This window comes from Arthrobacter sp. ov118 (genome assembly GCF_900116495.1).
Taxonomy (GTDB): Bacteria; Actinomycetota; Actinomycetes; order Actinomycetales; family Micrococcaceae; genus Arthrobacter.
Genome location: NZ_FPAY01000009.1, coordinates 70,306 through 94,215 on the forward strand (window position 1 = coordinate 70,306; position 23,910 = coordinate 94,215).

23 protein-coding genes are annotated in these 23,910 nt (G+C 67.6%); 16 read left to right on the top strand and 7 right to left on the bottom strand.

Annotated elements, in window-relative coordinates:
* The first annotated feature begins 11 nt into the window (after nucleotides 1–11).
* The 4 genes from BM372_RS15720 to BM372_RS15735 are packed head-to-tail and all read left to right on the top strand — an operon-like array spanning nucleotide 12 to nucleotide 2,966.
* The gene (locus BM372_RS15720) at nucleotides 12–815 is read left to right on the top strand and encodes a CoA transferase subunit A (protein ID WP_090956392.1); all 804 of its coding nucleotides are present in this window, start codon (nucleotides 12–14) and stop codon (nucleotides 813–815) included.
* A gap of 2 nt (nucleotides 816–817) precedes the next feature.
* A complete protein-coding gene (locus BM372_RS15725) occupies nucleotides 818–1,579 on the top strand; it encodes a CoA transferase subunit B (protein ID WP_090956393.1) in 762 nt (253 codons plus the stop codon).
* Nucleotides 1,576–2,136, top strand: coding sequence for a MaoC family dehydratase (locus BM372_RS15730; protein WP_090956394.1), 561 nt, complete (start codon nucleotides 1,576–1,578; stop codon nucleotides 2,134–2,136). Before BM372_RS15725 ends, BM372_RS15730 begins: the two co-directional genes overlap by 4 nt.
* Complete coding sequence (locus BM372_RS15735; protein ID WP_090956395.1) at nucleotides 2,133–2,966, top strand: HpcH/HpaI aldolase/citrate lyase family protein; 834 nt, start codon at nucleotides 2,133–2,135, stop codon at nucleotides 2,964–2,966. The genes BM372_RS15730 and BM372_RS15735 overlap by 4 nt, the downstream gene beginning before the upstream one ends.
* Before the next feature lie 144 nt (nucleotides 2,967–3,110).
* Here the strand turns inward: BM372_RS15735 and BM372_RS15740 are convergent, their stop codons facing one another.
* From BM372_RS15740 to BM372_RS15755, 4 genes are read right to left on the bottom strand one after another with little or no spacing between them, the layout of a single operon-like run.
* Entirely contained in the window at nucleotides 3,111–3,512 is a 402-nt protein-coding gene (locus BM372_RS15740; RefSeq protein ID WP_090956396.1) for a universal stress protein, read from the bottom strand.
* Nucleotides 3,509–5,170 (bottom strand): tripartite tricarboxylate transporter permease, encoded by a 1,662-nt coding sequence (locus tag BM372_RS15745; protein ID WP_256214327.1) that lies wholly within the window; start codon nucleotides 5,168–5,170, stop codon nucleotides 3,509–3,511. Before BM372_RS15745 ends, BM372_RS15740 begins: the two co-directional genes overlap by 4 nt.
* Complete coding sequence (locus BM372_RS15750) at nucleotides 5,171–5,674, bottom strand: tripartite tricarboxylate transporter TctB family protein (RefSeq protein ID WP_090956397.1); 504 nt, start codon at nucleotides 5,672–5,674, stop codon at nucleotides 5,171–5,173.
* Nucleotides 5,671–6,681: a Bug family tripartite tricarboxylate transporter substrate binding protein gene (locus BM372_RS15755; protein WP_090956398.1), complete on the bottom strand. Its 1,011-nt coding sequence runs from the start codon at nucleotides 6,679–6,681 to the stop codon at nucleotides 5,671–5,673. Before BM372_RS15755 ends, BM372_RS15750 begins: the two co-directional genes overlap by 4 nt.
* A 291-nt stretch (nucleotides 6,682–6,972) precedes the next feature.
* On the opposite strand from BM372_RS15755, the gene BM372_RS15760 reads away from it, so the two are divergent.
* The 12 genes from BM372_RS15760 to BM372_RS15815 all read left to right on the top strand — a co-directional run bounded on the left by BM372_RS15760 (nucleotide 6,973) and on the right by BM372_RS15815 (nucleotide 20,482).
* Nucleotides 6,973–8,550 carry a sensor histidine kinase gene (locus tag BM372_RS15760; protein WP_090956399.1) on the top strand — a complete coding sequence of 526 codons (1,578 nt, stop codon included), beginning with the start codon at nucleotides 6,973–6,975 and terminating at the stop codon, nucleotides 8,548–8,550.
* A complete protein-coding gene (locus BM372_RS15765) occupies nucleotides 8,547–9,224 on the top strand; it encodes a response regulator (protein WP_090956400.1) in 678 nt (225 codons plus the stop codon). Before BM372_RS15760 ends, BM372_RS15765 begins: the two co-directional genes overlap by 4 nt.
* 45 nt (nucleotides 9,225–9,269) lie before the next feature.
* On the top strand, nucleotides 9,270–10,454 hold the full coding sequence (gene dxr / locus BM372_RS15770; RefSeq protein WP_090956401.1) for a 1-deoxy-D-xylulose-5-phosphate reductoisomerase: 1,185 nt from the start codon (nucleotides 9,270–9,272) through the stop codon (nucleotides 10,452–10,454).
* Nucleotides 10,455–10,487: 33 nt separating this feature from the next.
* A complete protein-coding gene (locus tag BM372_RS15775) occupies nucleotides 10,488–11,819 on the top strand; it encodes a M50 family metallopeptidase (protein WP_090956402.1) in 1,332 nt (443 codons plus the stop codon).
* 149 nt (nucleotides 11,820–11,968) lie between these two features.
* A complete protein-coding gene (locus BM372_RS15780) occupies nucleotides 11,969–12,817 on the top strand; it encodes a MarR family transcriptional regulator (RefSeq protein WP_256214330.1) in 849 nt (282 codons plus the stop codon).
* Complete coding sequence (locus tag BM372_RS15785) at nucleotides 12,814–13,398, top strand: hypothetical protein (protein WP_090956403.1); 585 nt, start codon at nucleotides 12,814–12,816, stop codon at nucleotides 13,396–13,398. Before BM372_RS15780 ends, BM372_RS15785 begins: the two co-directional genes overlap by 4 nt.
* Before the next feature lie 68 nt (nucleotides 13,399–13,466).
* Entirely contained in the window at nucleotides 13,467–13,760 is a 294-nt protein-coding gene (locus BM372_RS15790) for a YciI family protein (RefSeq protein ID WP_090956404.1), read from the top strand.
* Nucleotides 13,761–13,800: 40 nt separating this feature from the next.
* Complete coding sequence (gene ispG / locus BM372_RS15795) at nucleotides 13,801–14,967, top strand: flavodoxin-dependent (E)-4-hydroxy-3-methylbut-2-enyl-diphosphate synthase (protein WP_090956405.1); 1,167 nt, start codon at nucleotides 13,801–13,803, stop codon at nucleotides 14,965–14,967.
* A complete protein-coding gene (locus tag BM372_RS15800; RefSeq protein ID WP_371261753.1) occupies nucleotides 14,921–15,817 on the top strand; it encodes a GNAT family N-acetyltransferase in 897 nt (298 codons plus the stop codon). Before ispG ends, BM372_RS15800 begins: the two co-directional genes overlap by 47 nt.
* A 534-nt stretch (nucleotides 15,818–16,351) precedes the next feature.
* Nucleotides 16,352–18,163, top strand: coding sequence for a proline--tRNA ligase (locus tag BM372_RS15805; RefSeq protein ID WP_090956406.1), 1,812 nt, complete (start codon nucleotides 16,352–16,354; stop codon nucleotides 18,161–18,163).
* 29 nt (nucleotides 18,164–18,192) lie between these two features.
* Nucleotides 18,193–18,987, top strand: coding sequence for a sulfite exporter TauE/SafE family protein (locus tag BM372_RS15810; RefSeq protein ID WP_090956407.1), 795 nt, complete (start codon nucleotides 18,193–18,195; stop codon nucleotides 18,985–18,987).
* Between the two features lie 82 nt (nucleotides 18,988–19,069).
* Nucleotides 19,070–20,482 (top strand): pyridoxal phosphate-dependent decarboxylase family protein, encoded by a 1,413-nt coding sequence (locus tag BM372_RS15815; protein ID WP_090956408.1) that lies wholly within the window; start codon nucleotides 19,070–19,072, stop codon nucleotides 20,480–20,482.
* Between the two features lie 63 nt (nucleotides 20,483–20,545).
* On the opposite strand, the gene BM372_RS15820 is transcribed toward BM372_RS15815, so the two are convergent.
* The 3 genes from BM372_RS15820 to BM372_RS15830 form a co-directional block, all read right to left on the bottom strand.
* Nucleotides 20,546–21,610: an aminoglycoside phosphotransferase family protein gene (locus tag BM372_RS15820; RefSeq protein ID WP_090956409.1), complete on the bottom strand. Its 1,065-nt coding sequence runs from the start codon at nucleotides 21,608–21,610 to the stop codon at nucleotides 20,546–20,548.
* Nucleotides 21,611–21,652: 42 nt separating this feature from the next.
* Nucleotides 21,653–22,381, bottom strand: a complete 729-nt coding sequence (locus tag BM372_RS15825; protein ID WP_090956410.1) for a VIT1/CCC1 transporter family protein — start codon at nucleotides 22,379–22,381, stop codon at nucleotides 21,653–21,655.
* Nucleotides 22,382–22,511: 130 nt separating this feature from the next.
* Complete coding sequence (locus tag BM372_RS15830; protein WP_090956411.1) at nucleotides 22,512–23,810, bottom strand: DUF4439 domain-containing protein; 1,299 nt, start codon at nucleotides 23,808–23,810, stop codon at nucleotides 22,512–22,514.
* Nucleotides 23,811–23,910 lie beyond the last annotated feature (100 nt).

Here is a 23,910-nt window from a genome sequence, read left to right on the forward strand (position 1 = left end):
AAGGATCACCGATGATCAACAAAGTTGTTGCCAGCGCCGCCGTTGCTGTCGCGGACATCCACGACGGCGCCTCGCTCGCCGTCGGCGGCTTCGGGCTGTGCGGCATCCCGGTGGCCCTGATCGAGGCCCTGCACCAGGGCGGTGCGAGGAACCTGGAGACAGTGAGCAACAACTGCGGAGTCGACGACTGGGGCCTCGGGATCCTCCTAAAGGACGGCCGGATCCGCCGCACCATCAGCTCGTACGTGGGGGAGAACAAGGAATTCGCCCGGCAATACCTCGCCGGCGAGCTAGAGGTGGTTCTCACCCCCCAGGGCACCCTGGCCGAGAAACTGCGCGCCGGCGGCGCCGGCATTCCTGCCTTCTACACGCCGGCCGGCGTCGGAACCCAGGTGTCCGACGGCGGGCTGCCGCAGAAGTACGACGCCGCGGGCCACGTTGCGGTCGCCTCCGCCGCCAAGGAAGTCCGCAGCTTCAACGGCGCGGACTATGTGCTGGAGGAATCGCTGAGCCCCGACTTCGGCCTTGTGCACGCCTGGAAGGGAGACCGCCACGGCAATCTCGTTTTCCACGCCACCGCCATGAACTTCAACCCGTTGTGCGCCATGGCCGGGCGGATCACGATTGCCGAGGTTGAGGAACTCGTCGAGCCGGGGGAGCTGGACCCGGAGCACGTCCACGTACCGGGCATCTTCGTCCAGCGCGTGGTGCTGGCCCCGCAGGGAGAGAAACGCATTGAAAAGCGGACGGTGGCAGTGTCCTCCGCAGCTTCAAAGGCGCAGGGTGCAGATGCAGCAGCGCAGGCAGGAGCATAGCCGTGGAATCGAACAACACCCAGAGCGCTCCGCCCCGTCCCGAAGCCGTGCGGCACGAGTACCGGCGCTCCACCGTCGTCCATCCTGACGGCAGCCAAGGCAAGGGCTGGACCCGGAACGAACTCGCCGCGCGCGTGGCGCAGGAACTGCACAACGGGCAGTACGTCAACTTGGGGATCGGGATGCCGACGCTGATCCCGAACTACATTCCCGCCGGCGTCGAGGTGGTGCTGCATTCGGAAAACGGGATCCTCGGTGTCGGGCCGTACCCGGCCGAGGACCAGGTCGATCCTGACCTCATCAACGCCGGCAAGGAAACCGTTACGGTCAACAAGGGCGCCGCGTTCTTTGATTCCGCCGCTTCCTTTGGCATGATCCGCGGCGGCCACGTCGATGTTGCTGTGCTCGGCGCCATGGAGGTCGCCGCCAATGGCGACCTCGCCAACTGGATGATCCCCGGCAAGATGGTCAAAGGCATGGGCGGCGCGATGGACCTGGTTTTCGGTGCCAAGAAGGTGATCGTGATGATGGAGCACGTGGACCGCAACGGCAAGCCCAAAATCGTGGATGCCTGCACGCTGCCGCTGACCGGGAAGGGCTGCGTGGACCGGATCATCACCGACCTCGCCGTGATCGACATCGTGACCGAGGGCGGGCGCTCCCGGCTGGTGCTGCGCGAACTGGCCCCCGACGTGACCGTGGAAGAAGTGGTGGCAGCCACCGGAGCCGAACTCTTCGAAGAAGACCAGGAACTGACCGTATGAGGGACGCAGAGCGGACGTCGACCGGCACCAGTGCGGGCAGCCCCCGCGTGATTGAACAGCGCGGCCTCTACTTCGATGAGCTGGAAGAGGGCGTGGTGTATGCCCACCGGCCCGGCCGGACCGTCACGGAGACGGACAACGTCCTGTTCACCACCATGACCATGAACACCCAGGCACTGCACCTGGACGCGGCCTGGAGCGCCGGGCAGCCGTTCGGCCAGCGGTTGATGAATTCGATGTTCACCCTTGCCACCGTGGTGGGTCAGTCCGTTCCCCAGTTGACCCAGGGCACCATCGTGGCCCAGCTGGGCCTGACGGATGTGTCCTTTCCGCACCCGCTCTACCACGGGGACACCCTGTACACCGAGACAGTGGTCACCGGGAAGCGGCTCTCCTCCTCCCGTCCCGGCCAGGGCATCGTGACCATGCAGCACACCGGCCGGAACCAACACGGCGACGTCGTGGCGCTCGCCGCCCGGAGCTGCCTGATGTGGACACGCGAGGCCCACGCCGCTGCCGGGCTGGAAGCGGCGCAAAAGGGGACAATAGAGACATGAGTTTCCTGATGGGTCCCGCAATGCTGTTCTGCCCCGCCGACCGCCCCGAACGGTACCAAAAAGCTGCCGGACGCTCCGACACCGTGATCGTGGACCTCGAGGACGCTGTGGCCCCCGGGGACAAACAGCGGGCCCGCGGCGCCATCCTCGCCCAGCTCGGTGCCACCGGCGACGTCCCGGAGCTGGATCCGAGCCGCACCATCATCCGGGTCAACCCGGCCGGCACGGACGAGTTCGAGAAGGACCTGCACTGCCTCAAGCACACGCCCTACCGGCACATCATGCTGGCCAAGGCCGAGAACGCCGACCAGCTCAAGGAGCTGGAGGGCTACAGCGTCATTGCGCTCTGCGAGACGGCCGCGGGCGTCCTCAACGCCCCCGCCATCGCCGCCGAGCCCAACGTCGTGGCCCTGATGTGGGGAGCCGAAGACCTGCTGGCGTCGCTCGGCGGCACCTCCAGCCGGACGGAGAACGGCGACTACCGGGCGGTGGCCCTCCACGCCCGCTCCAGCGTGCTTCTGGCCGCCGGCGCCTTCGGCAAGGACGCGATCGACGCCGTCTACGTCAACATCCCGGACCTGAACGGCCTGGCCGCCGAGGCACGGGACGCCGTGGCATCCGGGTTCGCGGCGAAGGCTTGCATCCACCCGGACCAGGTGGCCGTGGTCCGGGAAGCCTATGCACCCTCCGAGGCCGACGTCGCAGCGGCCGCCGAACTGCTCGACGCCGCCGCTGCCGCGGGCACGGGCGTCTTCCAGTTCCAGGGCAAGATGATCGATGGCCCCATCCTCAAGCACGCCGAGTCGACACTGCGCCGCGCCGGCCGCTAGATCGCTTCCGCCAGCACGCGAAAAGGCACTTCGCGACAATGCTTCCTCAACATTGTCGCGAAGTGCCTTCCCGGCGGGCGGGTCTTGGGGTTCCCGCGCCGCTAGTTCACTGCGCCGCTAGTTCCCTGTTCGGTTAGCCACCGACTAGTTCCGCGGTGCCGCCTTGACGGCGAGGATGGGGCAGTCCGCTTCGAGCAGGATCTGCTGGGCCGTGCTTCCCATGATGAGCTTCCCCACGGGGGTGCGTTTCCGCAGCCCGATCACGATCAGATCGGCCTGGTGCTCGTCGGCCGCCTGCAGGACCTCGCTGGCCGCGCCGTTGCCGCGGACCGGCTGCAGGATCAGGTGCTCAACGCCTTCGGCCTTGAGCCGGTCCGCGACCGCGGCGATGTCGTCGCCCTGGACGTAGCGCCGGTCGACGAGGGCATCTCCGCGGGACGAGTTGACCACCACCAGAAGCTTCTGGCTCTTCCGGGCCTCGGTGATCGCGGTTTCAAGCGCGGCCACACCCTCGGAGCTGGGAACGTATCCGACAATGATGCTCACGGTTCCTCCTGTCGCCGTCGTGCGTGGACGGACTGGTTGGTGCTTCCTGTGGCCTCGGCCATTTCGCTGCCGTCGTTGGCGCCGCCGTCGGCCTCTGCCATCCGGAGGTCGCTGCCGGCCTGGGCCTGATCGTCCTGCGGCAGCGGTCCTGCGGTGCCTGCCGGAACCGCCTGCGGCCGCGACCGGCGCCAGAGCTTGAGCAGCAGCGGCCAGACCAGGATGATCGCCACAATGATGTAGATGCCGACGGCGATCGGCTCGCTCAAGAGACCGGAGGGGTCGCCGCCGAAGAGCTGAAGGGTCTTGCGCAGCTGGCCCTCGACACGCGGGCCCAGGATCACGCCCAGGATGAGCGGCAGGACGGGCAGCCCGAACCGGCGCATCATGAACCCGAGGGCGCCGAGCGCCAGCAGGATTACCAGATCGAACGCCTGCAGGTTCACCGAGTAAGCGCCCAGCGTGGCGAAGAACAGGATTCCGGCATAGAGGTACGGACGCGGCAGTTGCAGAAGCTTGGCCCACAGGGGTGCCAGCGGCAGGTTGATGACCAGGAGCAGGAAGTTGCCGATGAAGAGGCTGGCGATCAGCGCCCACACCAGCGGTCCCTCGCTCTCGAACAGCTGAGGTCCTGGCTGGATGCCGTACGAGGTGAACGCTGCCAGCATCACGGCCGCGGTGGCGTTGGTAGGCAGCCCCATCGCCAGCAATGGGGTCAGGGTGCCGGCCGCGGCTGCGTTGTTCGCGGCCTCCGGTCCGGCCACGCCTTCGATGGCGCCCTTGCCGAACTCCTCCGGATGCTTGGAGAGGCGCTTTTCCGTGACATAGGAAAGGAAGGTCGGGATCTCGGCGCCGCCGGCAGGCAGTGCACCGAACGGGAAGCCGTACACGGTTCCGCGCAGCCAAGGTTTCCAGGACCGCTTCCAGTCCTGTTTTCGCATCCAGGGCTGCCCCACGGGGATGATGTTGGCCGGGGTCCGGCGCAGGTGGGCCGCGACCCAGAGGGCTTCACCCACGGCGAAGATGGCGACCGCCACCACCACAATGTCCAAGCCGTCGGTGAGCAGCGGCTGGCCAAAGGTGAGCCGCCGCTGTCCTGTGACGGAGTCCATGCCGACCAGCCCGATCGCCAGGCCCAGCCCCAGCGAGGCAAAGCCGCGCAGCCGGGAGGAGCCCAGCACCGCAGTGACGGCAAGGAGGGCCAGGATCATGATCGCGAAGTAGCTCGGCGATCCCAGGCTGACGGCGAACTTGACCACAATGGGTGCACACACCGCGAGCAGTGTGGTGCCGATGGTGCCCGCTACGAAGGAGCCGATGGCCGCGGTGGCCAGGGCCTGGGCCGCTCTGCCGGCCTTGGCCATCTTGTGGCCTTCGATGGCCGTGACCACCGAAGAGGATTCACCGGGGGTGTTGAGCAGGATGGAAGTGGTGGAGCCGCCGTACATGCCGCCGTAGTAGATGCCGGCGAACATGATGAAGGCGCTGGTGGGCTCCAGGACTTGCGTCACGGGAAGCAGCAGCGCCACGGTCATCGCCGGGCCCAGTCCGGGAAGGACGCCGACAGCGGTGCCCAGGACCACACCGATCACGGCGTAGAGGAAGTTCATGGGAGTCAGGGCGGTGGCAAAGCCGTCCATGAGGGAGCTAAAGACGTCCATTTAGAGGATTCCTTCCAGCAGCCCGGCGGGGAGCGAAATTCCGAGGCCGAGGTAGAAGCCGTAGAAGGTCAGCAGTGACAGGGCAACGGAGATAAGTCCGTCGCGGACATAGTGCCGGCTGCCGAGCGCCCAGACGCTGCCCCAGAAGAGCACAGTTCCGGAGATGACCCAGCCGGTCCAGTCGATGAGCAGGATGTTGGCAACGAAAGCGCCGGCGAGGGGGAGCACGGTCTTCCAGTCGGCAGGATGGGACAGGTCGACGTCTTCGCCGCCTTCAACCTCGCCCTGCCCGCCGCGCATCACGTTGATGGCCAGCATCACGGCGCAGACGATCAGGAGGCCGGCCACGATGTAGGGGACCGTTTTCGGCCCGACCGGGTCCGACTTGGAATAGGGGGTCACCAGGCCGGCGGCGTCCCACAGGACCAGCACGCCGGCCGCCCCGAGCAGGAGGGCGACCCCCAGCTCGGAGCGGCCTTTGAGCCTGGAAGTCAGGGACGTCACGCCAGCCCAAGCTTCGTCAAAACGTCTGCTACCCGCTTGTCCTGCTCGGTGAGGAAGGACTTGAATTCGTCACCGGTGAGGAAGGCATCAGTCCAGCTGTGCAACTTGAGGGCTTCCTGCCAGGAGGCCGAGCCGTGCATCTTCTCCAGGGCGGCGATCAGGGAAGCCTTGTCCGCGTCGCTGATGCCGGGAGGGGCCACCACGCCGCGCCAGTTGCTGAAGATCAGGTCAATTCCGGACTCCTTCAGCGTGGGGGCATCAACGCCTTCGAGGCGCTTCTCGCCACTCGTGGCCAGTACGCGGACCTCTCCGGACTCGATCTGCTTCAGGTACTCGCCGGCGCCCGAAGCTGCGAAGCCCAGCTTGTTGCCAAGGATGGCCGGAAGCAGATCGCCACCGCCGTCGTAAGAAACGAAGTTGACCTTGGTCGCGTCAATGCCAACGGCTCCGGCGAGCTGCATCGGAAGCAGGTGATCGGGGCCGCCGGGGGAAGAACCGCCGCCTACGCTGATCGATCCGGGGTTGGCCTTCCACGCCTTCACCAGGTCGCCGATGGTCTTGTAGGGAGAGTCCTTGCCGACCATGATCGCGCCGGGCTCTTCGATGAGCCGGGCCAAGGGAGTGGTGTCCGTCAGCTTCGACCCGGACTTGTTGGTGTAGCTGGCGCCGACGACGCCGAGGCCCATCAGCATGGCCAGGTCGCCGTTGCCCTTCTCGTTTACGACGCGTGCCAAGCCGACGGTGCCGCCGGCACCGGCGAGGTTGAACACCTCGGTGTTGCTCGCGATCTTCTCGTCGTCGAGGACCTTCGCGGCGGCCCGGGCGGTGGTGTCGTACCCTCCGCCGGCGGTGTTGGGGACCATGATCTGCAGCCCGGTAATGGGTCCCGCAGCGGCTCCGGTGCTGGCCGTTCCGGTGGTGCTCTTGGCGGTGGCACCGCAGCCGGTGGCCATTAGTGCGATGCCGGCAGCGACGGCGGCAATGCGCAATGCGCGGATCTGGCGCATGTTTCCCTCTTCTCAAATAAGGATGTTCAATTTTCGGCCAGCGGACTGGCCGGTGGTTCGATGCTAGGGGCGCACGTGACGGGGATCACTCTTGTGTTCGCAGAGAAACTTAAGTTCATTTCGTTCACGTTTCAGCCGCCTGACATGGTCCGCCTTACAGGCGAAGCGGCACGGCGCGGTGGGGTATAGTTCACGGCACCGCCGCGGACTGTGCCCTCAAACGCGCCGTGACCCGCTCCCGCAAGCCGGCAACCACCACACGAAAGACAGCACGTGACTCGACGAAGAGGAATGTCCCTCGCAGGACAGTATCTGGTTCTGCAGTTGCTCATTGTCTTGGCCGTACTGGTTGGGGTGGTTGCAATCTCGCTGGCACAGTCAGCGGCTGCCTTCGAACGTATAGAGGGCCGCCGGGCGTTGTCCGCTGCCGAGGCCCTGGGCGGCAACCCCGCCGTCCGGGCATTGCTTCCCGCGGCCGAGCCGCGGGCCGGCTCGGCGCTGCCGTCGGTGGCAGAGTCGGTGAGAACGGTTTCCGGGTCATCGCGGGTGGTCCTCGCCAGGCTGGACCGCACCGTCGTGGCGTCGTCCGACCCCTCTTTGCTGGGCCGCCCGCTGGAGCTGGGGGAGAGCCGCGTCATGGAGGGCCGGGCGTGGACCGGCGTTGTGGACGGCTCCGGCACCGTACTGCTCTCCGCCCATGTTCCCGTACTGGACGATTCCGGAAGTATGATCGGCATCGCGTCGATCGGCCGAAACTACCCCTCCGCCTGGGAACGGCTGGGGGAGGTCATTCCGAATCTGCTGACCTACCTCGGCGTTGCCAGCGTGCTCGGCGTGGCCGGGTCGCTGCTCCTCTCGCGCCGGGTCAAGCGGCAGACCCTCGGCATGGAGCCCACGGAAATTACCGGGCTCGTGGAAAACCGGGAGGCCATGCTGCACGGCTTGAAAGAAGGCGTGGTCGCACTGGACCCGCACGAACGCATCACCGTCGTGAACGAAAGCGCCCGGCGGTTGCTGGGGTTGGCGCCGGACTGCGTGGGCCGTCACATCGGCAGCCTGGCCATGGAACCGGCCCTGCGGGAAGTGCTCACCAGGGACCAGCCGGGCCCGGACCGGCTGGTGCTTGTTGGCGAGCGGCTGGTGGTCCTTAACCGGATGCCCATGCTGTCACACGGACGGAACATCGGCTCCGTGACCACTCTGCGGGACCGCACAGAACTCGCCTCGCTCGAGCGGGAACTCGGGACCACGCGCACCACCACGGATACCCTCCGCGCCCAGGCCCACGAGTTCGCCAACCAGCTCCACACCATTTCGGGTCTGATCCAGATCGGTGAGTATGACGCCGTCGTGCAATTCGTCAACGGCACCACCCTTGACCGGACCCGGCTCAACGATGAAGTCACCAGCCGGATCGAGGACCCTGCGGTGGCGGCGCTGCTCATCGCCAAATCCAGCCTCGCCGCTGAACGCGGCGTCGTTCTCCAGCTTGCCCCCGCCTCCCGGCTGGGCCGGGTAAGCGAGGACGTCTCCCGGGATCTGGCCACCGTCGTCGGCAATCTTGTGGACAACGCCCTGGACGCCGTCACCGGGACGCCGGAGCCCACGGTCGACGTTCTGATCACCGACGGCGGCGACGGGCCGCTCGTCACGGTCCGGGACTCCGGTCCGGGGGTGCCCCCTGCGGACCTGGAGGCCGTTTTCCGCCAGGGCTTCACCACCAAGCGCCCAACCAGCGAGGGTGAGCGCGGCTACGGGCTGGCGCTTTCACGGGTCGTGTGCCAGCGCCGCGGCGGCCAGCTCACTGTGCACAACGACGGCGGCGCCGTGTTCACGGCCAGGTTCGCCCAAAGGAAGGTTTACGCATGATCACGGTCCTGATTGTCGATGACGACTTCATGGTCGCGAAGGTCCACGCCGGGTTCATCCAGGCCACGCCCGGTTTCACGGTTGTCGGCGCTGCCCACACCGGTGCCGAGGCGATGCTGAAGACCCGGGAACTGCAGCCGGACCTGGTCCTCCTGGACATCCATCTGCCTGACGCGAATGGGCTCGAACTCATGGCGGCGCTGCGGGAGGAGGCCCCCGAACTCGATGTGTTCGTGATCAGCGCGGCACGGGAGGTGGAGACGGTGCGGCGGGCGCTTCGCGGAGGCATTGTCCATTACCTCATCAAGCCGTTCTCCCAGGGTGACCTGCAGGAGCGGCTGGAGCACTACCGGAGCGCCTACCAGGGCTTGGACTCGATCAAGGAGGTGGCCGAACAATCCGACGTCAACCGGCTCTTTGGGGTGGAAAAGTCCGATAGCGTCCGGCCGCCGCTTCCGAAGGGCTGCAGCGCGGAAACCCTCAGCCTCGTGATCCGGGCGCTGCATTCGGCGGCGTCGAACCTGTCGGCCGCGGAGGTTGCCGACCTGCTGGGAACCTCCCGCGTCAGCGCCCGCCGCTACCTCGAGTACCTGCACGACGAAGCGAAGGTGGAGGTTCGCCTCAAGTACGGCGCCGGACGGCCGGAACGCCGCTATGCCTTGAAGGCGCTCTGACGGCTGTTTCACGGCTCCGCCTCCGCGGTGCGGGATACTTGAATCATGCAGCCGCGCAAGATCGTCCTCCTCGGGTCCACCGGTTCCATCGGCACACAGGCGATTGACGTCGTCGACGGCGCCCCGCACCTTTTTGAGATTGTGGCGCTCAGCGCCGGCGGCGGCAACCTCGAACTCCTGGCTCGGCAGGCCGTCCACACCCGCGCCCAGGCCATCGGCGTCGCCGCCGGAGACACCTCTGCGCTCCGGGACATGATCCAGGACGCCGCCCGCGAGGCGGGCCTGCTCGGGTACCGGCCAGAGCTTATCGCCGGCCCGGACGCGTCCACCCGGATCGCGGAAGTGAACGCCGACGTCGTCCTCAACGGCATTACTGGCTCCATCGGGCTTGCGCCGACCCTGGCAGCCCTCAAAACCGGAGCCACGCTGGCCCTGGCCAACAAGGAGTCCCTGATTGTCGGCGGCTCGCTGGTCAAAGCCGCGGCCCGCGAAGGGCAGATCGTCCCTGTGGATTCGGAGCATTCGGCGATTGCCCAGTGCCTGCGCTCCGGGGCTGCCGCCGAGGTGGACCGGCTGATCCTTACGGCGTCCGGGGGCCCGTTCCGTGGCAAGACCCGGGACGAACTGCGCGACGTCTCGCCGCAGGACGCCCTGGCCCACCCCACGTGGGACATGGGCCTCATGGTCACTACCAACTCCGCGAGCCTGGTCAACAAGGGGCTGGAGGTGATCGAGGCGCACCTGCTCTTCGACATCCCGCTGGAGAGGATCGACGTCGTGGTCCACCCGCAGTCAGTGGTGCACTCCATGGTCCAATTCGTCGACGGATCCACGATCGCCCAGGCCTCGCCGCCGGACATGCGCCTGCCCATCGCTCTCGGCCTTGGCTGGCCGGAGCGTGTCCCCGGCTCGGCTAAAGCCTGCGACTGGAGCAAAGCCACCAGCTGGACTTTCGAACCGCTGGACGCCACGGCGTTCCCCGCCGTCGGCCTGGCCAAGGATGCCGCCAGACAGGGCAGTACTTTCCCGGCCGTGTTCAACGCCGCGAACGAGGAAGCCGTGATGGCCTTCCATGCCGGGCGGATCCGGTTCACCGACATCGTCGATACCATCGAAGCCGTCCTCAGCGAACACTCAGGGTCCTCCGGGTTGACGGTGGAGTCAGTGCTGGATGCTGAAAGATGGGCACGCGCCCGCACCCACGAACGTTTAGCCGTCAGAAGCGTCTAGTTTGCCAGTTTTCAGGAAGCAGCAGATCACAGCATGAGCCCCGTCCTCCTCTTTATCCTCGGCGTCGTCTTCGTGGCGGTCGGCATAGCCGTGTCCATTGCCCTGCACGAAGTTGGGCACCTGGTGCCGGCCAAGCTGTTCAAAGTCCGCGTAACCAAGTACATGATCGGCTTTGGACCCACCGTCTGGTCCAGGAAGCGGGGCGAAACCGAATACGGCTTCAAGGCCATCCCGCTGGGCGGCTACGTGTCCATGATCGGGATGTATCCGCCGAACAGGGAAGACGGCTCCGTCCGCCCGTCGAGCACCGGCATGTTCCAGTCCCTGGCCTCCGATGCCCGCTCCCTGGCGCACGAGGAAGTCGGCCCGGGAGATGAAAAGCGGGTCTTCTACCGGCTGCCGGTCTGGAAGAAGATCATCATCATGCTCGGCGGTCCCGCCATGAACCTGCTGATCGGCGTCGCGTTAACCGCGGTGCTGCTGATGGGATTCGGGGTCGCCAGCCAGACCACCACCATCGCCGATGTCTCAAAGTGCCAGGTCAAGGCCGGCGAGACCGTGGACCCCAATTCCGCGGACTGCAAGCTCACCCCTGCGGCGGCGGCCGGTCTCAAGCCGAATGACAAGATCACCTCCTTCGACGGCAAGGCCGTCACCAGTTGGGACGAACTGACCGGCTGGATCCGCGCCTCGGCGGACAAGCAGGTCACCATCACCGTGGCGCGCGACGGCGCCACAGTCACCACTGCCGTCACCCCGGTGCTCTCCTCCCGCCCGGTGGTGGGCGCCGATGGCCGGCAGGCCAAGAACGCCGACGGTTCGCTCCAGTACCAGGACGTCGGCTTCTTGGGCATCGGCGCCCAGACGGCACTTGTCCCGCAGCCGGCATCGTCCGTTTTGCCGATGGCGGGGGAGAACATCAAGCAGGTTGCCGGGGTGGTCGTGAACCTGCCTGCCCGCGTGGCCGGCGTCGCCAAGGCGGCTTTCAGCGAGGAACCCCGGGACCCCAACGGCCCCATCAGCGTGGTGGGTGTGGGCCGCGTGGCCGGCGAGGTCGCCGCCATGGAGGAAGTTCCGCTGCAGTCCCGCTTCGCCGCCTTGGTGGGCTTGCTGGCCGGACTGAACTTCGCCCTGGCCGTGTTCAACCTCATTCCGCTGTTGCCGCTCGACGGCGGCCACGTGGCCGGGGCGCTGTACGAGGGGGCCCGCCGCCAGGTCGCCAAGCTGTTCGGCCGCCCGGATCCCGGCGCCTTCGACATCGCCAAGCTGCTCCCGGTGACCTATGTGGTGGCCGTGCTGCTGATGGGCATGGGAGCCCTGCTGATCTATGCGGACATCGTCAAACCGGTCAACCTCTTCGGGTAGCGGGATCTGTGCTGGGAGCTGCGATCCGCGTCGGGGGACTGTTTCCAGACGGTTTCGGCTGATTCTTATTCATAAGCTTATTGCGGCTGATTTTTAACAATCAGTTGAAAGCGGTTGATTATCAAAGATCACCTTCTTATGCTGGGGCCATGTACGTTTTGACAATCGACCAACGCGGGAGCACGGGGGACGTTGACCGGGTCCCCGCCCTTTTGGCGGAACTGAGCACACTCTCCGCCGAGCTCCCCACCGCGGGCCATTTTGAGCGTTCGGTCGGCGACGAGATCCAGGGCGTCGTCGAAGGTGCCGGCGAGGTCGTGGAGATCGCACTGCATGCCCTCCGCAGCGGCCGCTGGTACGTCGGGATCGGCGTGGGGGAGGTGGACCTGCCGCTGCCCGCCAGCCCGCGGGAAGGCTCAGGTCCGGCCTTTGTGGCCGCCCGGGCCGCAGTGGACCGGGCCAAGGCCGCGGCCGCACACGTCCCGCTCGCCGTGGCCGGCGGCGTCGGCCGGAAGGTTGCTACGGGACCGGCGCGCCGGAACGGAGGGGCCGCTACGGGATCGGACGGGCCGGACGGGCTCGACAGGCTGGAAGAGCTGGACAGGCTGGACGGGCTCGACAGGGTGGACAGGGCGCTTGCCTGCGCCAATGCGGAGGCGGTGCTGCGGCTGATTGGCCGGCTGGTCCTGGACCGCACGCCGGCCCAGTGGAAAGTGGTGGACATGCTGCGCTCGGTGCGGCACGGACAGCCCGGCACCCACGGAACCCAAAAAATTGCGGCGCAGAATCTCGGAATCACGGAGCAGTCGGTGAGCCGCGCGGTGCTGCGTTCCGGCTGGCAGGAAGAATGGGCCGCGAGGCCGGCGGCGGAAATGTTGCTGGCTCTCGCCGACAGCCTGATCGCGGGCACGGACGACGGCGGGCCTGCTCGCCACCCGGGCGAGGCAAAGCTCCGGCATCCGCAAGCCCGGGCCCGCACCACACAAGGAGACACGTGAACGCCCTCTGGATCACGCTGGCACTGCTCACCGCCGGCTTTGTCGGCTGGCCGGTCACTTCCCTGGTGTTCCGACTCGCCCGAACAATTGACGACCGGACGCTTGACGGCCAGTCGACCGGCGGCAGCGCCGGCGTCCCCGGCCCTGATGCCGGCGCGGCTGAAGACCCTTCCGCCGACTCCACCACGGATCCGGAAATCCCCGCGGCAGCGGAAGCTTCCCCAGGCGCGGCCGCGCAGGGCACTGGCGATGCAACACAAGACCATGCAACACAAGACCGTGCAACCCAGGACCAGACCGCCGACGCCAACCAGGACCCGGCCGCCGACTCCGTCAGCAGCGCGCGAATACTCCGGGGCGGCGCCATCATCGGAGTCCTGGAGCGGTTCGCCGTCTGCCTGGCGATCCTCGCCGGGCAGCCCGTTGCCATCGCCTACGTCGTGGCCATCAAGGGCTTGGGCCGCTTCGCGGAGTTGAAGGGCACCCCGGTCGCCGCCGAGCGGTTCATCATCGGAACCCTCACCTCCATGCTCTGGGCAGCCGGCGTCGCCGCACTCACCAAGGTCCTGGTTTTCGGCTGACAGTGTGCTGAGAGGTTGTGCCGGGGCGCTGGATGGGAACCGGGCAAACAGGGCGATAGTGTATCCGTATGACTGTTTTTGCTGTGGAGTACGTGTACGACGCCGAATCTTCCGAGATCCGCGATGCCAGCCGCCCGGCGCACCGCGAATGGACGGCGGAACTTGCCCGCGAGGGAGCCCTGCTCGCAAGCGGCCCCTACGGGGACGGTGCGGGCGCGCTGCTCATCCTGAAGGCGGCCGACGAAGCCGCCCTGAACGACATCCTGCGGCAGGACCCGTTCGCGGCCGCCGGGGCCATCTCGGGCACGCGTACCACCGAGTGGGCGCCCGTGACGGGTCTCTTGGCCCCGCACGCCGCCTAGCCCTTCCCGCCCGTACCTTCGATACCACAAGGGAGTCCACGTGACCTCGGTCAGCCTGGGAATGCCGTCAGCACCGCCCCCCGTCCTTGCCCCCCGCCGGAAGACGCGCCAGATCAAGGTGGGGTCGGTGGGAGTCGGCTCCGATTCGCCCATCAGCGTCCAGTCCATGACCACGACGCCGACGACCGACATCAACGCCACCCTGCAGCAGATCGCGGAGCTCACTGCCTCCGGCTGCGACATTGTGCGCGTCGCCTGCCCCTCTGCCGACGACGCCGAGGCGCTGCCGATCATCGCCAAGAAGTCCCAGATTCCAGTGATCGCGGACATCCATTTCCAGCCGAAGTACGTCTTCGCCGCGATCGAAGCCGGCTGCGCCGCCGTCCGCGTGAACCCGGGCAACATCCGCAAATTCGATGACCAGGTGAAGGAAATCGCCCGCGCCGCCAAGGACCACGGCACCTCGATCCGGATCGGCGTCAACGCCGGCTCCCTGGAACCCGGCATCCTGAAGAAGTATGGCAAGGCGACCCCGGAAGCCCTCGTGGAATCCGCCGTCTGGGAGGCCTCGCTCTTTGAGGAGCACGGCTTCCACGACTTCAAGATCTCGGTCAAACATAATGACCCTGTGGTCATGGTCGCCGCCTACGAGATGCTGGCCGAAAAGGGCGACTGGCCGCTCCACCTCGGCGTGACCGAGGCCGGACCGGCGTTCCAGGGCACCATCAAGTCCGCGACCGCCTTCGGGGCCCTGCTCTCGCGCGGGATCGGCGACACGATCCGGGTGTCCCTGTCGGCCCCGCCGGTCGAGGAAATCAAGGTGGGCAACCAGATCCTGCAGTCGCTGAACCTGCGGCCCCGCAAGCTGGAAATTGTCTCTTGCCCGTCCTGCGGGCGGGCCCAGGTGGATGTTTACACGCTCGCGGAGCAGGTCACCGCCGGCCTGGAGGGCATGGAGATCCCGCTGCGCGTGGCCGTCATGGGTTGCGTCGTCAACGGGCCGGGGGAGGCCCGCGAGGCCGACCTCGGTGTCGCCTCGGGCAACGGCAAGGGCCAGATCTTCGTGAAGGGCGAGGTCATCAAGACCGTACCCGAGGACCAGATAGTTGAGACACTGATCGAAGAAGCCATGCGTATCGCGGAAGAGATGGGGGACGCCGATGGCGAAGATGCTGTCAAGGGTAGCCCCGTGGTTAGCGTCTCGTAGGGAAGACGCCGCACCCGGCGTCGTTGTCCGCGTCCTCGGCGGCGCGGACACCGCACAACTGCTTGCCCTGGCCCGCCAGGACGCCGTCGCCAACGTCTTCATCCTTTCGCATCTGGAGACCGTCGGCACGGCGTCCCCCACAGCCGGCGGCGCCAGCATCTTCGGCGTGTTCGACGGCGGCGCCCTCCTGGGCGCCTGCTGGGCCGGTGCCAACCTGGTGCCGGTTCAGCTGGACCCAGATCTCGCCGGCGTCGTCGCCATGGCGGCGCACCGCTCCGGGCGCCGCTACGCCTCGATCTTTGGCCCGGCAGAGACCGTTTTGGCCCTCTACGTAGCACTGGAACAGCTCGGCCTGGCCGCGCACGAAGTCCGTGACCACCAGCCCCTCCTGACGATCACGGGGCCGCCGGCCGTTCGGCCCGAGCCCGCGCTCGGCTTCGGCCAACTGGCCGACTTCGACAAAATCCTGCCCGCATGCGCAGCGATGTTCGAGGAAGAGGTCGGCTACTCGCCCTACGTTGGCGGCAAGGAGTACTACAGCCGCCGTGTGAAAAGCCTCATCCGCCAGGGCCATTCCCTCGTGCACATGAACGCCGACGGCGAGGTGGTCTTCAAGGCCGAACTGGGCGCTGTTACGCCGGAAGTCACCCAGGTCCAGGGCGTTTGGATGAATCCCGAGTTCCGTGGCCAAGGCCTAAGCGCTGGCTACATGGCCGCCGTCGTCGTCCTGGCACAGACCTTGGCGCCGGTCACCAGCCTGTACGTCAACGACTTCAATGCCAAAGCCCGGGCCACCTACGACCGGGTGGGCTTCCACCAGGTGGGCACGTTCGCCACAGTGCTTTTTTAGAGACGGTGCTGTTTTAGAGACAGTGCTGTTTTAGAGACAGTGCTGTTTTAGAGACAGTGCTCTCCTAGCGGGCCGGTGCTCTCCTAGCGGAGCCCGTCCAGCCGCGGAAGGAATTATCCGGTTGCAGACTCTTGCTTTCGCGGCACCGTGTCGCATAGGTTCTAGCTAGCCATGTCGCATAGGCGCGTACCCTCCCCGGGGACGTTTCCGGGGAAGGCGACGCCGGGAGGCGACACCAGGTAGCTCGCAGCCTCAGATTTGGGGGTGCTTGGGCCACGGAGCCACGCCATGACGGGATGACCAGCCGGGATCGGCCAGGGGCTTCCATCAGTCATGGCGTGGCTCTTCCGCGTCGGGCGCTGCCCCGGCGGACCGCTTTAGTGGGCCGCCGCGCTGTGCTGTCATCCTGAACCGGCGCGCCGGGCCCGCGGCAAAGTGGTGCTGTCTGGACGGTAGATTAGTACCTAGACGATATTTCCGGATTTTCGGGCTTCCCGGATTTCCCGCACTTCCCCAGAAACGGATACCCCACCTGTGGTCCTTCGACTCTCCCAGCTGTTCCTGCGCACCCTGCGCGAAGATCCCGCCGACGCCGAGGTGGCCAGCCACCGGCTCCTTGTCCGCGCCGGGTACATCCGGCGGGCCGCGCCGGGCATCTACACCTGGCTGCCGCTCGGTCTGAGCGTGCTGCGCAAGGTGGAGCAGGTTATCCGCGAGGAAATGTCCGCCATCGGCGCGCAGGAAGTCCACTTCCCGGCGCTGCTGCCCAAGGAGCCCTACGAGGCCACCAACCGCTGGACCGAATACGGCGAGGGCATCTTCCGGCTCAAGGACCGCAAGGGCAACGACTACCTGCTGGCGCCCACGCACGAGGAAATGTTCACCCTGCTGGTCAAGGACCTGTACTCCTCGTACAAGGACCTACCGCTGAGCATCTACCAGATCCAGAACAAATACCGCGATGAGGCGCGTCCCCGCGCGGGCCTGCTGCGCGGCCGCGAATTCATCATGAAGGACTCCTACTCCTTCGATGTCGACGACGCCGGCCTGGACGCCAGCTACGAGGCGCACCGCGGCGCCTACCTGAAGATCTTCGAACGCCTCGGCCTGGAAGTCGTGCCCGTGACCGCCACGGCCGGGGCCATGGGCGGATCCAAGAGCGAGGAATTCCTGCACCCCACCGAGGTCGGTGAAGACACCTTCGTGCGCTCCGCCGGCGGCTATGCGGCCAACGTCGAGGCCGTCACCACCGTGGTCCCGGCAGAAATCGACTTCAGCAACGCCCCGGCCGCCGAAGTCCGCGACACCCCGGACACGCCCACCATCGAAACGCTCGTGGCTGCGGCCAACATGCTCGTTCCGCGCAGCGAGGCCGACGGCGGCGCCTGGACCGCCGCGGACACGCTCAAGAACGTCGTGCTCGCCGTCACGCTGCCCACCGGTGAACGCCAGCTCGTGGTCCTTGGCGTACCCGGCGACCGCGGCGTCGACCTCAAACGTGTCGAAGCCAACATCGGCGCGTTCCTGCCCATGGCCGGTGAGATCACGCTCGAGGCCGCCAACGACGACGACCTGAAGAAGCAGCCGCTGATCGTGAAGGGCTACCTCGGGCCCGGGATGTCGCTGGACGCGCCTCTGCTGGGTGCCGAGGGCGCCGCAAAGCTGCCCTACCTCGTAGATCCCCGCGTTGTCAGCGGCACCGCCTGGGTCACGGGCGCCAACGAGGCCGGCAAGCACGTCTTTGGTCTGGTCGCGGGCCGCGACTTCGGCTGGGACGGCGTCATTGAGTGCACAGATGTCCGCGCCGGCGACGAGGCCCCGGACGGCTCCGGACCGCTGGAAACCGCCCGCGGCATCGAGATGGGCCACATCTTCCAGCTGGGACGCAAGTACGCCGCGGCCCTCGACCTGAAGGTCTTGGACCAGAACGGCAAACAGGTCGTCGTGACCATGGGTTCCTACGGCGTCGGCGTCACCCGCGCCGTCGCGGCCCTGGCCGAGTCCAACCACGACGACAAGGGCCTGGTCTGGCCGCGCGCCGTTGCCCCGGCCGACGTCCATGTGGTGGCCGTAGGCCGCGGGGAAGAAATCTTCGCCGCTGCCGAAAAGCTGGCTCTGGAGCTCGAGGCCGCCGGCCTCGACGTCATCTACGATGACCGGCCCAAGGTTTCCCCCGGCGTAAAGTTCGGCGACGCCGAACTCGTCGGCGTGCCCACCATCCTCGCCGTTGGACGTGGACTCGTGGACGGTGTCGTGGAGATCAAGGACCGCCGCAGCGGCAATGCCGAGAATGTCGCCGTTGACAAGGCTGTTGACTACGTGGTCAACGCCGTGCGCAACAGCTGACGCCGCGCAGTCCTAAGCCGGACTAAGGAATGGTCTCGGGACTCGAGTCGATCCAGCTCGGTACTGTCATCCTCATCGTCGTGGCGGGTCTGGCCGCGGGCTGGGTGGACGCCGTCGTCGGTGGCGGCGGACTCATCCAGCTCCCGGCCATGCTCCTGGTGCCGGGCATCAGCCCGGTCCAGGCGCTGGCCACGAACAAGATGGGATCCATCTTCGGCACCACCACAAGTGCGGTCACCTTCTACGGGCGTGTCCGGCCCGATCTGCGCACGGCCCTGCCCATGGCGGCGATCGCGATGGCGGGCAGCTTCGGCGGTGCGGTACTGGCCGCCAACCTGCCGGCGAGCGTGTTCAAACCGATCATCGTGGTGGCGCTGATCGCCGTCGCGCTTTTCACCGCCTTCCGGCCCAACGTCGGTGAGCTGACCAAACTGCGCCACGAGGGCCACCGGCACTACGTGGTGGCCTGCCTCATCGGCGGGCTGATCGGCTTCTATGACGGCCTGATCGGCCCCGGAACCGGCTCGTTCCTGATCATCGCGCTCGTTTCGGCCATGGGCTACGCCTTCCTGGAAGCCAGCGCCAAGGCCAAAATCGTGAACGTGGCCACCAACGCCGGCGCCCTGCTGTTCTTCGTGCCGCACGGTGCCGTGCTGTGGGGGCTCGGGCTGCTGCTGGGTGCGGCAAACATGGCCGGCGGCTACCTCGGCGCCCGGACCGCCGTCAGCCAGGGGAACAAGTTCATCCGCATCGTCTTCCTGGCGGTCGTGGGCGCGCTGATCATCAAGCTGGGTTCCGACGTCTGGCAGGACAACTTCGTCTGAGCCCCTGCCGGCAGAGCGCGCAGGCTTCCACGAGTCACTGCGGGGTCTCCCGGTCCCGCGGCGCCGGGCGTAGCATGCAGCTATGTCAGCAGGCGAGGAACGCTACCGGGATGCCCTCGAAGCCGCGGCCGGGCACGCGCGACGGTGGCTGGAGAGCCAGGGAACACGCCCCATCGGACCACAGGTCACGGCCGCCGGGCTCGCGGCCGACTTCGGCGGCCCGCTGCCCCGGGAGGGAATGCCGGCGGCGGAGGTGGTGAACTATCTGGCGGCCAAGGCCGAACCTGGCCTGATGGCCATGCCGTCGGGGCGTTTCTTCGGCTGGGTCATTGGCGGTACCCTGCCGGCCGCGCTGGCGGCGGACTGGCTGGTCAGCGCCTGGGACCAGAACGCCGGACTGCGCTTCGCCACGCCAGCGGCCGCCGCAATCGAGGAAGCCGCCGGCAAGTGGATCCTTGAGCTGCTGGGCCTCCCCGAGGAGTCCGGCGTCGGCTTCGCCACCGGCGCCACCATGGCCAACTTCACCGGACTCGCCGCCGCCCGTTGGCGGCTCATGGCCGATGCCGGCTGGGACCTCGACGGCGACGGGCTCGCCGGCGCGCCCCGGATCCGCTGCTTCGTGGGGCAGGAAAGGCACGACACCATCGACCTCGGTCTGCGCTATCTGGGGCTCGGGGCACCCATCGTGGTGCCGTCCGACCGCCAAGGACGCATTAACCCGGCCGAACTGGATCGCGCCCTGGACGTTGCGCTCAGCGCCGGAGAGGACGGCCGTCCCGTCCCTGCCCTGGTGTGCCTGCAGGCCGGGAACCTGCATTCTGGCGCTTTCGACCCCTTCACTGAGGCGATCGCCGTCGCGAAAGCCCACGGCGCGTGGGTGCACGTGGACGGGGCGTTCGGGCTCTGGGCCGCCGCTGTTCCGGAACTGTCCGCCCTGACCGCCGGACTCCGGCTGGCGGACTCGTGGGGGAGCGATGCGCACAAGACCCTCAACGTCCCGTACGACTGCGGAATCGTGGTGGTGCGCGACGCCCGTGCCTTGCGTTCGGCTATGGGGGTGCACACCAGCTACCTGATCCAAGCCGTGGACGGTGCCGGCGACCCGCACGAGAGCGTGCCTGAGCTTTCCCGGCGGGCACGCGGCGTGCCCGTATGGGCGGCGCTGAAATCCCTGGGCCGCGACGGTGTCACCGGGCAGGTCCGCACCCTCGTGCTGCGGGCCGCCCAGCTGGCGGAACAGCTCGCCGCCCTGGACGGCGTCGAGGTGCTCAACGACGTCGACTACACCCAGGTGTCCCTGGCCTTCGGGGATGATGCCGTGACGCGCGCCGTGACGGAGCGGATCATGAGTGACGGGCGGGTCTGGATGTCCGGTTCGCGCTGGCAGGACCGCGAGATCCTGCGGATTTCGGTGAGTAACTGGAGCACGGACGACGCCGACGTCGCAGTCGCCGTCGATGCCGTCCGTGACGCCTTGGCGGCCGTGCGCGGCTAGCGGTGGCTGCTACGACTGGCGGCTGTGGGTCTAGCCGTGGCCTCGCTTTTGCCGAGGGCATCGCTACCCGGCGGCATCGCCCGGCGCCGGCAGCTCCTGTGCCGCGGGCAAACCGGGAAGCGTCTTGCCCGCCAGCGTGCTCGCCACCCAGAGGGAACGGGCCAGATCGCCTTCGTGATGCGGCTTCGAGGCATACCAGAGGGCGTTCTCCACCTCGCGCACCAGACTCCACTGCCGGGCGGTTTCGGCGTCCAGGCCGGCCGCCTCGCTGAAATCCCGGCAACGTGCGAGCAGCGCCCGTCCGGGATCCTGCTGCGGCAATTCGCGGAGCCTGTTCCACAGCACGGGGGCCACGGCAAACTCGGCCTCGCCGATCAGGGGTTGCGGATCGATCGCGGCATACGGCCCAAGGCCTGTTGGCGGGCCCTGCCAGGTGCCCGCATTCGGCGCGCCAGGCCGAGCCAGGATGTTCAGGTAGTGCAGGTCCGCGTGAACCAGGACGTCTTTGCCGGACCGCCTGCCGACGGCACCGCGGGTCTGGCAGACTTCAAGCGCCGCCTCCAGCAACCACCGGGGGAACGGCCGCGCCAGCTCTTCCCACGCCGCCGGGAACTCATCGCTCCACTGTTCGGCACGGGCCGCCACGTGATCGATCTGCTGCCACTGCGGCCGGTCGTCCGGGACCACACTGAGTTGGCGGACCAAGTCGCCCCACACGGGCACCGCCGCTTCCAAGGGGACATCCAGGAGGGAACGGGAGGCATCCAGCCGCTCCAGGAGCAGGGCACAGGATCCGATGTCCGCGGCCAGCAGCCGAACGGCGCCGCGGCCTGCCCACAAGGCGAGGGCGAGGTGCTCGCTGGCGGCTTCCTCATCAGGGAAGGCCACCTTGAGGACAGCATCGCCGCCGTTGCCCGGGGACCCGTCGCGGCGCCGCACGGGGATCACGACGCCGCCGTGACCGTTCCAGGGCAGGGCGCCAGGCTCGAGGTCCAGCACAAGGTCCCACTCGTCAAGGAACTGTCCGATCAGTCCGGGAAGTGTCTGCAGCCAGTTCCGTCCGGCTTGCGTGCGGCTGTAGCGGCGGGAGAGATCGGGCGGAATGGGGACATCCGGGATTGGGCTCACGGGACCTATCGTAGGTGCTCGACTCATTGGTGCCGCCAGGAACTAGCCGACGACGGTCGCGCCGAGCAGGTTGCCGATCAGGAACGTGGCCACCAGCGCCGCGGCGCCGCCTATCACCACGCGGATGGCGGCCCTGACCTTGGAGCCGCCGCCGATCCACGCACCGATGGCGCCGGTGGCCGCCAACGCCACGAGCACGGCCACGAAGGTCAGCGGAATCCTGATGTTTTCCGGCGGCAGCAGGATGGCCAGCATGGGCAGGACCGCCCCGGTGAGAAACGCTATGGCGGACGCCAAGGCCGCGTGCCACGGACTGACAATGTCAGTTTCATCAATGTTGAGCTCGGCCGAGAGGTGGGCGCTGAGGGCATCGTGGGCCGTGAGCTCCGCGGCTACGGTGCGGGCCGTCTCGGGGCGAAGGCCTTTGCTTTGGTAGATGGCGGCGAGCTCCTCGAGTTCCTCCTCGGGCTGCTCTTCCAGTTCCCGCCGTTCCTTTTCAATCAGGGCGTTCTGGCTGTCCTTCTGGCTGCTGACGGATACGTATTCGCCCAGAGCCATCGAGATTGCGCCACCCACCACCCCTGCGGCGCCGGCGATGAGGATGGGGCCGGTATCCGTCGTGGCGCCGGCGACACCGACCACGATCGCCGCCACGGAGACGATGCCGTCGTTCGCGCCGAGAACGCCCGCACGGAGCCAGTTCAAACGGTGCGCGAGGTCATTGTGGTGCGGTTCGTTCTCATGCAGGGTTGCGGCGCCGGTGCTTTCCATGACTCCAGCAAAGCACCCGGGTTGCCGGGCTGGCCAGTATTCCAAGGCTAACCATGCTAAGGCGACGCTTGGCCCGGTTAGATGCCACGATGGCGCGGAACGGGAGCCCCCAGCCCGCCGCCAGGACACCTCAGTCTGATGGAAGCGGCGCCGGCGACGGCAGTGATGCGCCATCCAGCCCTGGCAGTGCGCCGGGATCCGCACCCCAGAGGACGGACCGCTTCCCGGCGTCGTAGAGCGCCGCGATGGCCCACTGCCGGGTTTCACCCTCGCCCAGCGCCACGAGGTCGCCGTACGCCGGCAGCCCTGCGGCCTCCAGCCTGCCGAGGCCGGCGGCGGGGGAGGCCAGGAATGACTGGCCCAGCGCGTAGCCCGCCTCGCGCGGCCGAACAGCAAAGCAGAGCCGCCTGCTAAGGGATTCCGCGCCGCTGAGGAGCACCTCATGGCGCGCCAGCGCCTCGGCCGCGGATTTCGCTGCGGCGCCGCCTACCCGGGGCAGCGCCACTTGGTAACCGTAGACAGCCTCCGCTTCGGTCTGAATAACCGCGGCCAGGGCGGCCTCCGCGGAAACACCGGCCGGGTGGGTCGCCGGGACCCCCTGCGTCCCGGCGGCGGGGGCATTGTCGGGCGCAGCGGCGTCACCGGATGCGGACTCGGCAGGGCCGGTAGTGGCCTGAGCGGATCCGGGCTGAGCGGATCCGGGCTGAGAAGATCGGGCCTGCGTGGATTCGGAGGGGCAGGTCCCGGACAGCTTGGGGAAAGCGACGTCGGCGCGCGGCGGGGCCGCCGTTCCGGTTTCCGAAGCCAGAGCGGAGGCCCGCAACAGCTGCCCGGTCCCGACGGCGGCCAGCAGCCGCGCCATGCCGCCGTCGGCCGCCGCAGCGTCGGCCAGGCGCTGGCGTCCGCTGTCCGCGAGGGCGGTAACGAGCGCGGGGACGGTCGCCGGCAGCCGCGCAGCGGGAGTTCCGGCAGGAGTGGGCGCGGCAGTGGCTGTATTGGCTGCAGTGGCGGGGGTTGCCGGGGTTGACGCGCCCGACTCTGCGGGCGGGGCGTCCGACGCCTCGGAGGCACTCTCGCCGGGTGCCAGAAGGGCTTGCGCCTGGGTAGTCAGCAACGTCACAGTATGCTCGACGGCGGGACTCCCGGCAGGCGCCGAACCACGAGCAGAGCTGGTGCGCGGAGGCTCTGAAGCTTCCTGCGCGGCGGTCCCAAGATGGCGGCCGGCGGCCAACAGCTGCAGCGTTTCGGTCAGCGCGGCGACGCGGGCCTGCTCAGAGGACGACGGTTCCGCGGGTTCCGGCGCCCGGGCCGGCGTCAGCGCCACTCCGAGGCTCACCACCACCAGCGCCAGGCAAGCCAACAATGCGTAGCGGGGGAACAACCGGGGAAGGTGGTCCTGCCATCGCTTTTCCCGGGAGACGTCATTCACAACAGTCCATGTTGTCATGCCGGCCCGGAACTGAAGTGCACCATGCCGCCCGGAATATCGCTAGGCTAGTACACACAACATCATCTAGAGGGAGGCGGCC

Bases quoted from the DNA above. Each gene is read 5' to 3' on its own strand.
- BM372_RS15720 (WP_090956392.1), top strand. From the start codon at position 12: ATGATCAACAAAGTTGTTGCCAGCGCCGCCGTTGCTGTCGCGGACATC.
- BM372_RS15730 (WP_090956394.1), top strand. From the start codon at position 1,576: ATGAGGGACGCAGAGCGGACGTCGACCGGCACCAGTGCGGGCAGCCCC.
- BM372_RS15735 (WP_090956395.1), top strand. From the start codon at position 2,133: ATGAGTTTCCTGATGGGTCCCGCAATGCTGTTCTGCCCCGCCGACCGC.
- BM372_RS15745 (WP_256214327.1), bottom strand. From the start codon at position 5,170: ATGGACGTCTTTAGCTCCCTCATGGACGGCTTTGCCACCGCCCTGACT.
- BM372_RS15755 (WP_090956398.1), bottom strand. From the start codon at position 6,681: ATGCGCCAGATCCGCGCATTGCGCATTGCCGCCGTCGCTGCCGGCATC.
- BM372_RS15760 (WP_090956399.1), top strand. From the start codon at position 6,973: ATGTCCCTCGCAGGACAGTATCTGGTTCTGCAGTTGCTCATTGTCTTG.
- BM372_RS15765 (WP_090956400.1), top strand. From the start codon at position 8,547: ATGATCACGGTCCTGATTGTCGATGACGACTTCATGGTCGCGAAGGTC.
- dxr (WP_090956401.1), top strand. From the start codon at position 9,270: ATGCAGCCGCGCAAGATCGTCCTCCTCGGGTCCACCGGTTCCATCGGC.
- BM372_RS15775 (WP_090956402.1), top strand. From the start codon at position 10,488: ATGAGCCCCGTCCTCCTCTTTATCCTCGGCGTCGTCTTCGTGGCGGTC.
- BM372_RS15780 (WP_256214330.1), top strand. From the start codon at position 11,969: ATGTACGTTTTGACAATCGACCAACGCGGGAGCACGGGGGACGTTGAC.
- BM372_RS15790 (WP_090956404.1), top strand. From the start codon at position 13,467: ATGACTGTTTTTGCTGTGGAGTACGTGTACGACGCCGAATCTTCCGAG.
- BM372_RS15800 (WP_371261753.1), top strand. From the start codon at position 14,921: ATGGCGAAGATGCTGTCAAGGGTAGCCCCGTGGTTAGCGTCTCGTAGG.
- BM372_RS15810 (WP_090956407.1), top strand. From the start codon at position 18,193: ATGGTCTCGGGACTCGAGTCGATCCAGCTCGGTACTGTCATCCTCATC.
- BM372_RS15815 (WP_090956408.1), top strand. From the start codon at position 19,070: ATGTCAGCAGGCGAGGAACGCTACCGGGATGCCCTCGAAGCCGCGGCC.
- BM372_RS15825 (WP_090956410.1), bottom strand. From the start codon at position 22,381: ATGGAAAGCACCGGCGCCGCAACCCTGCATGAGAACGAACCGCACCAC.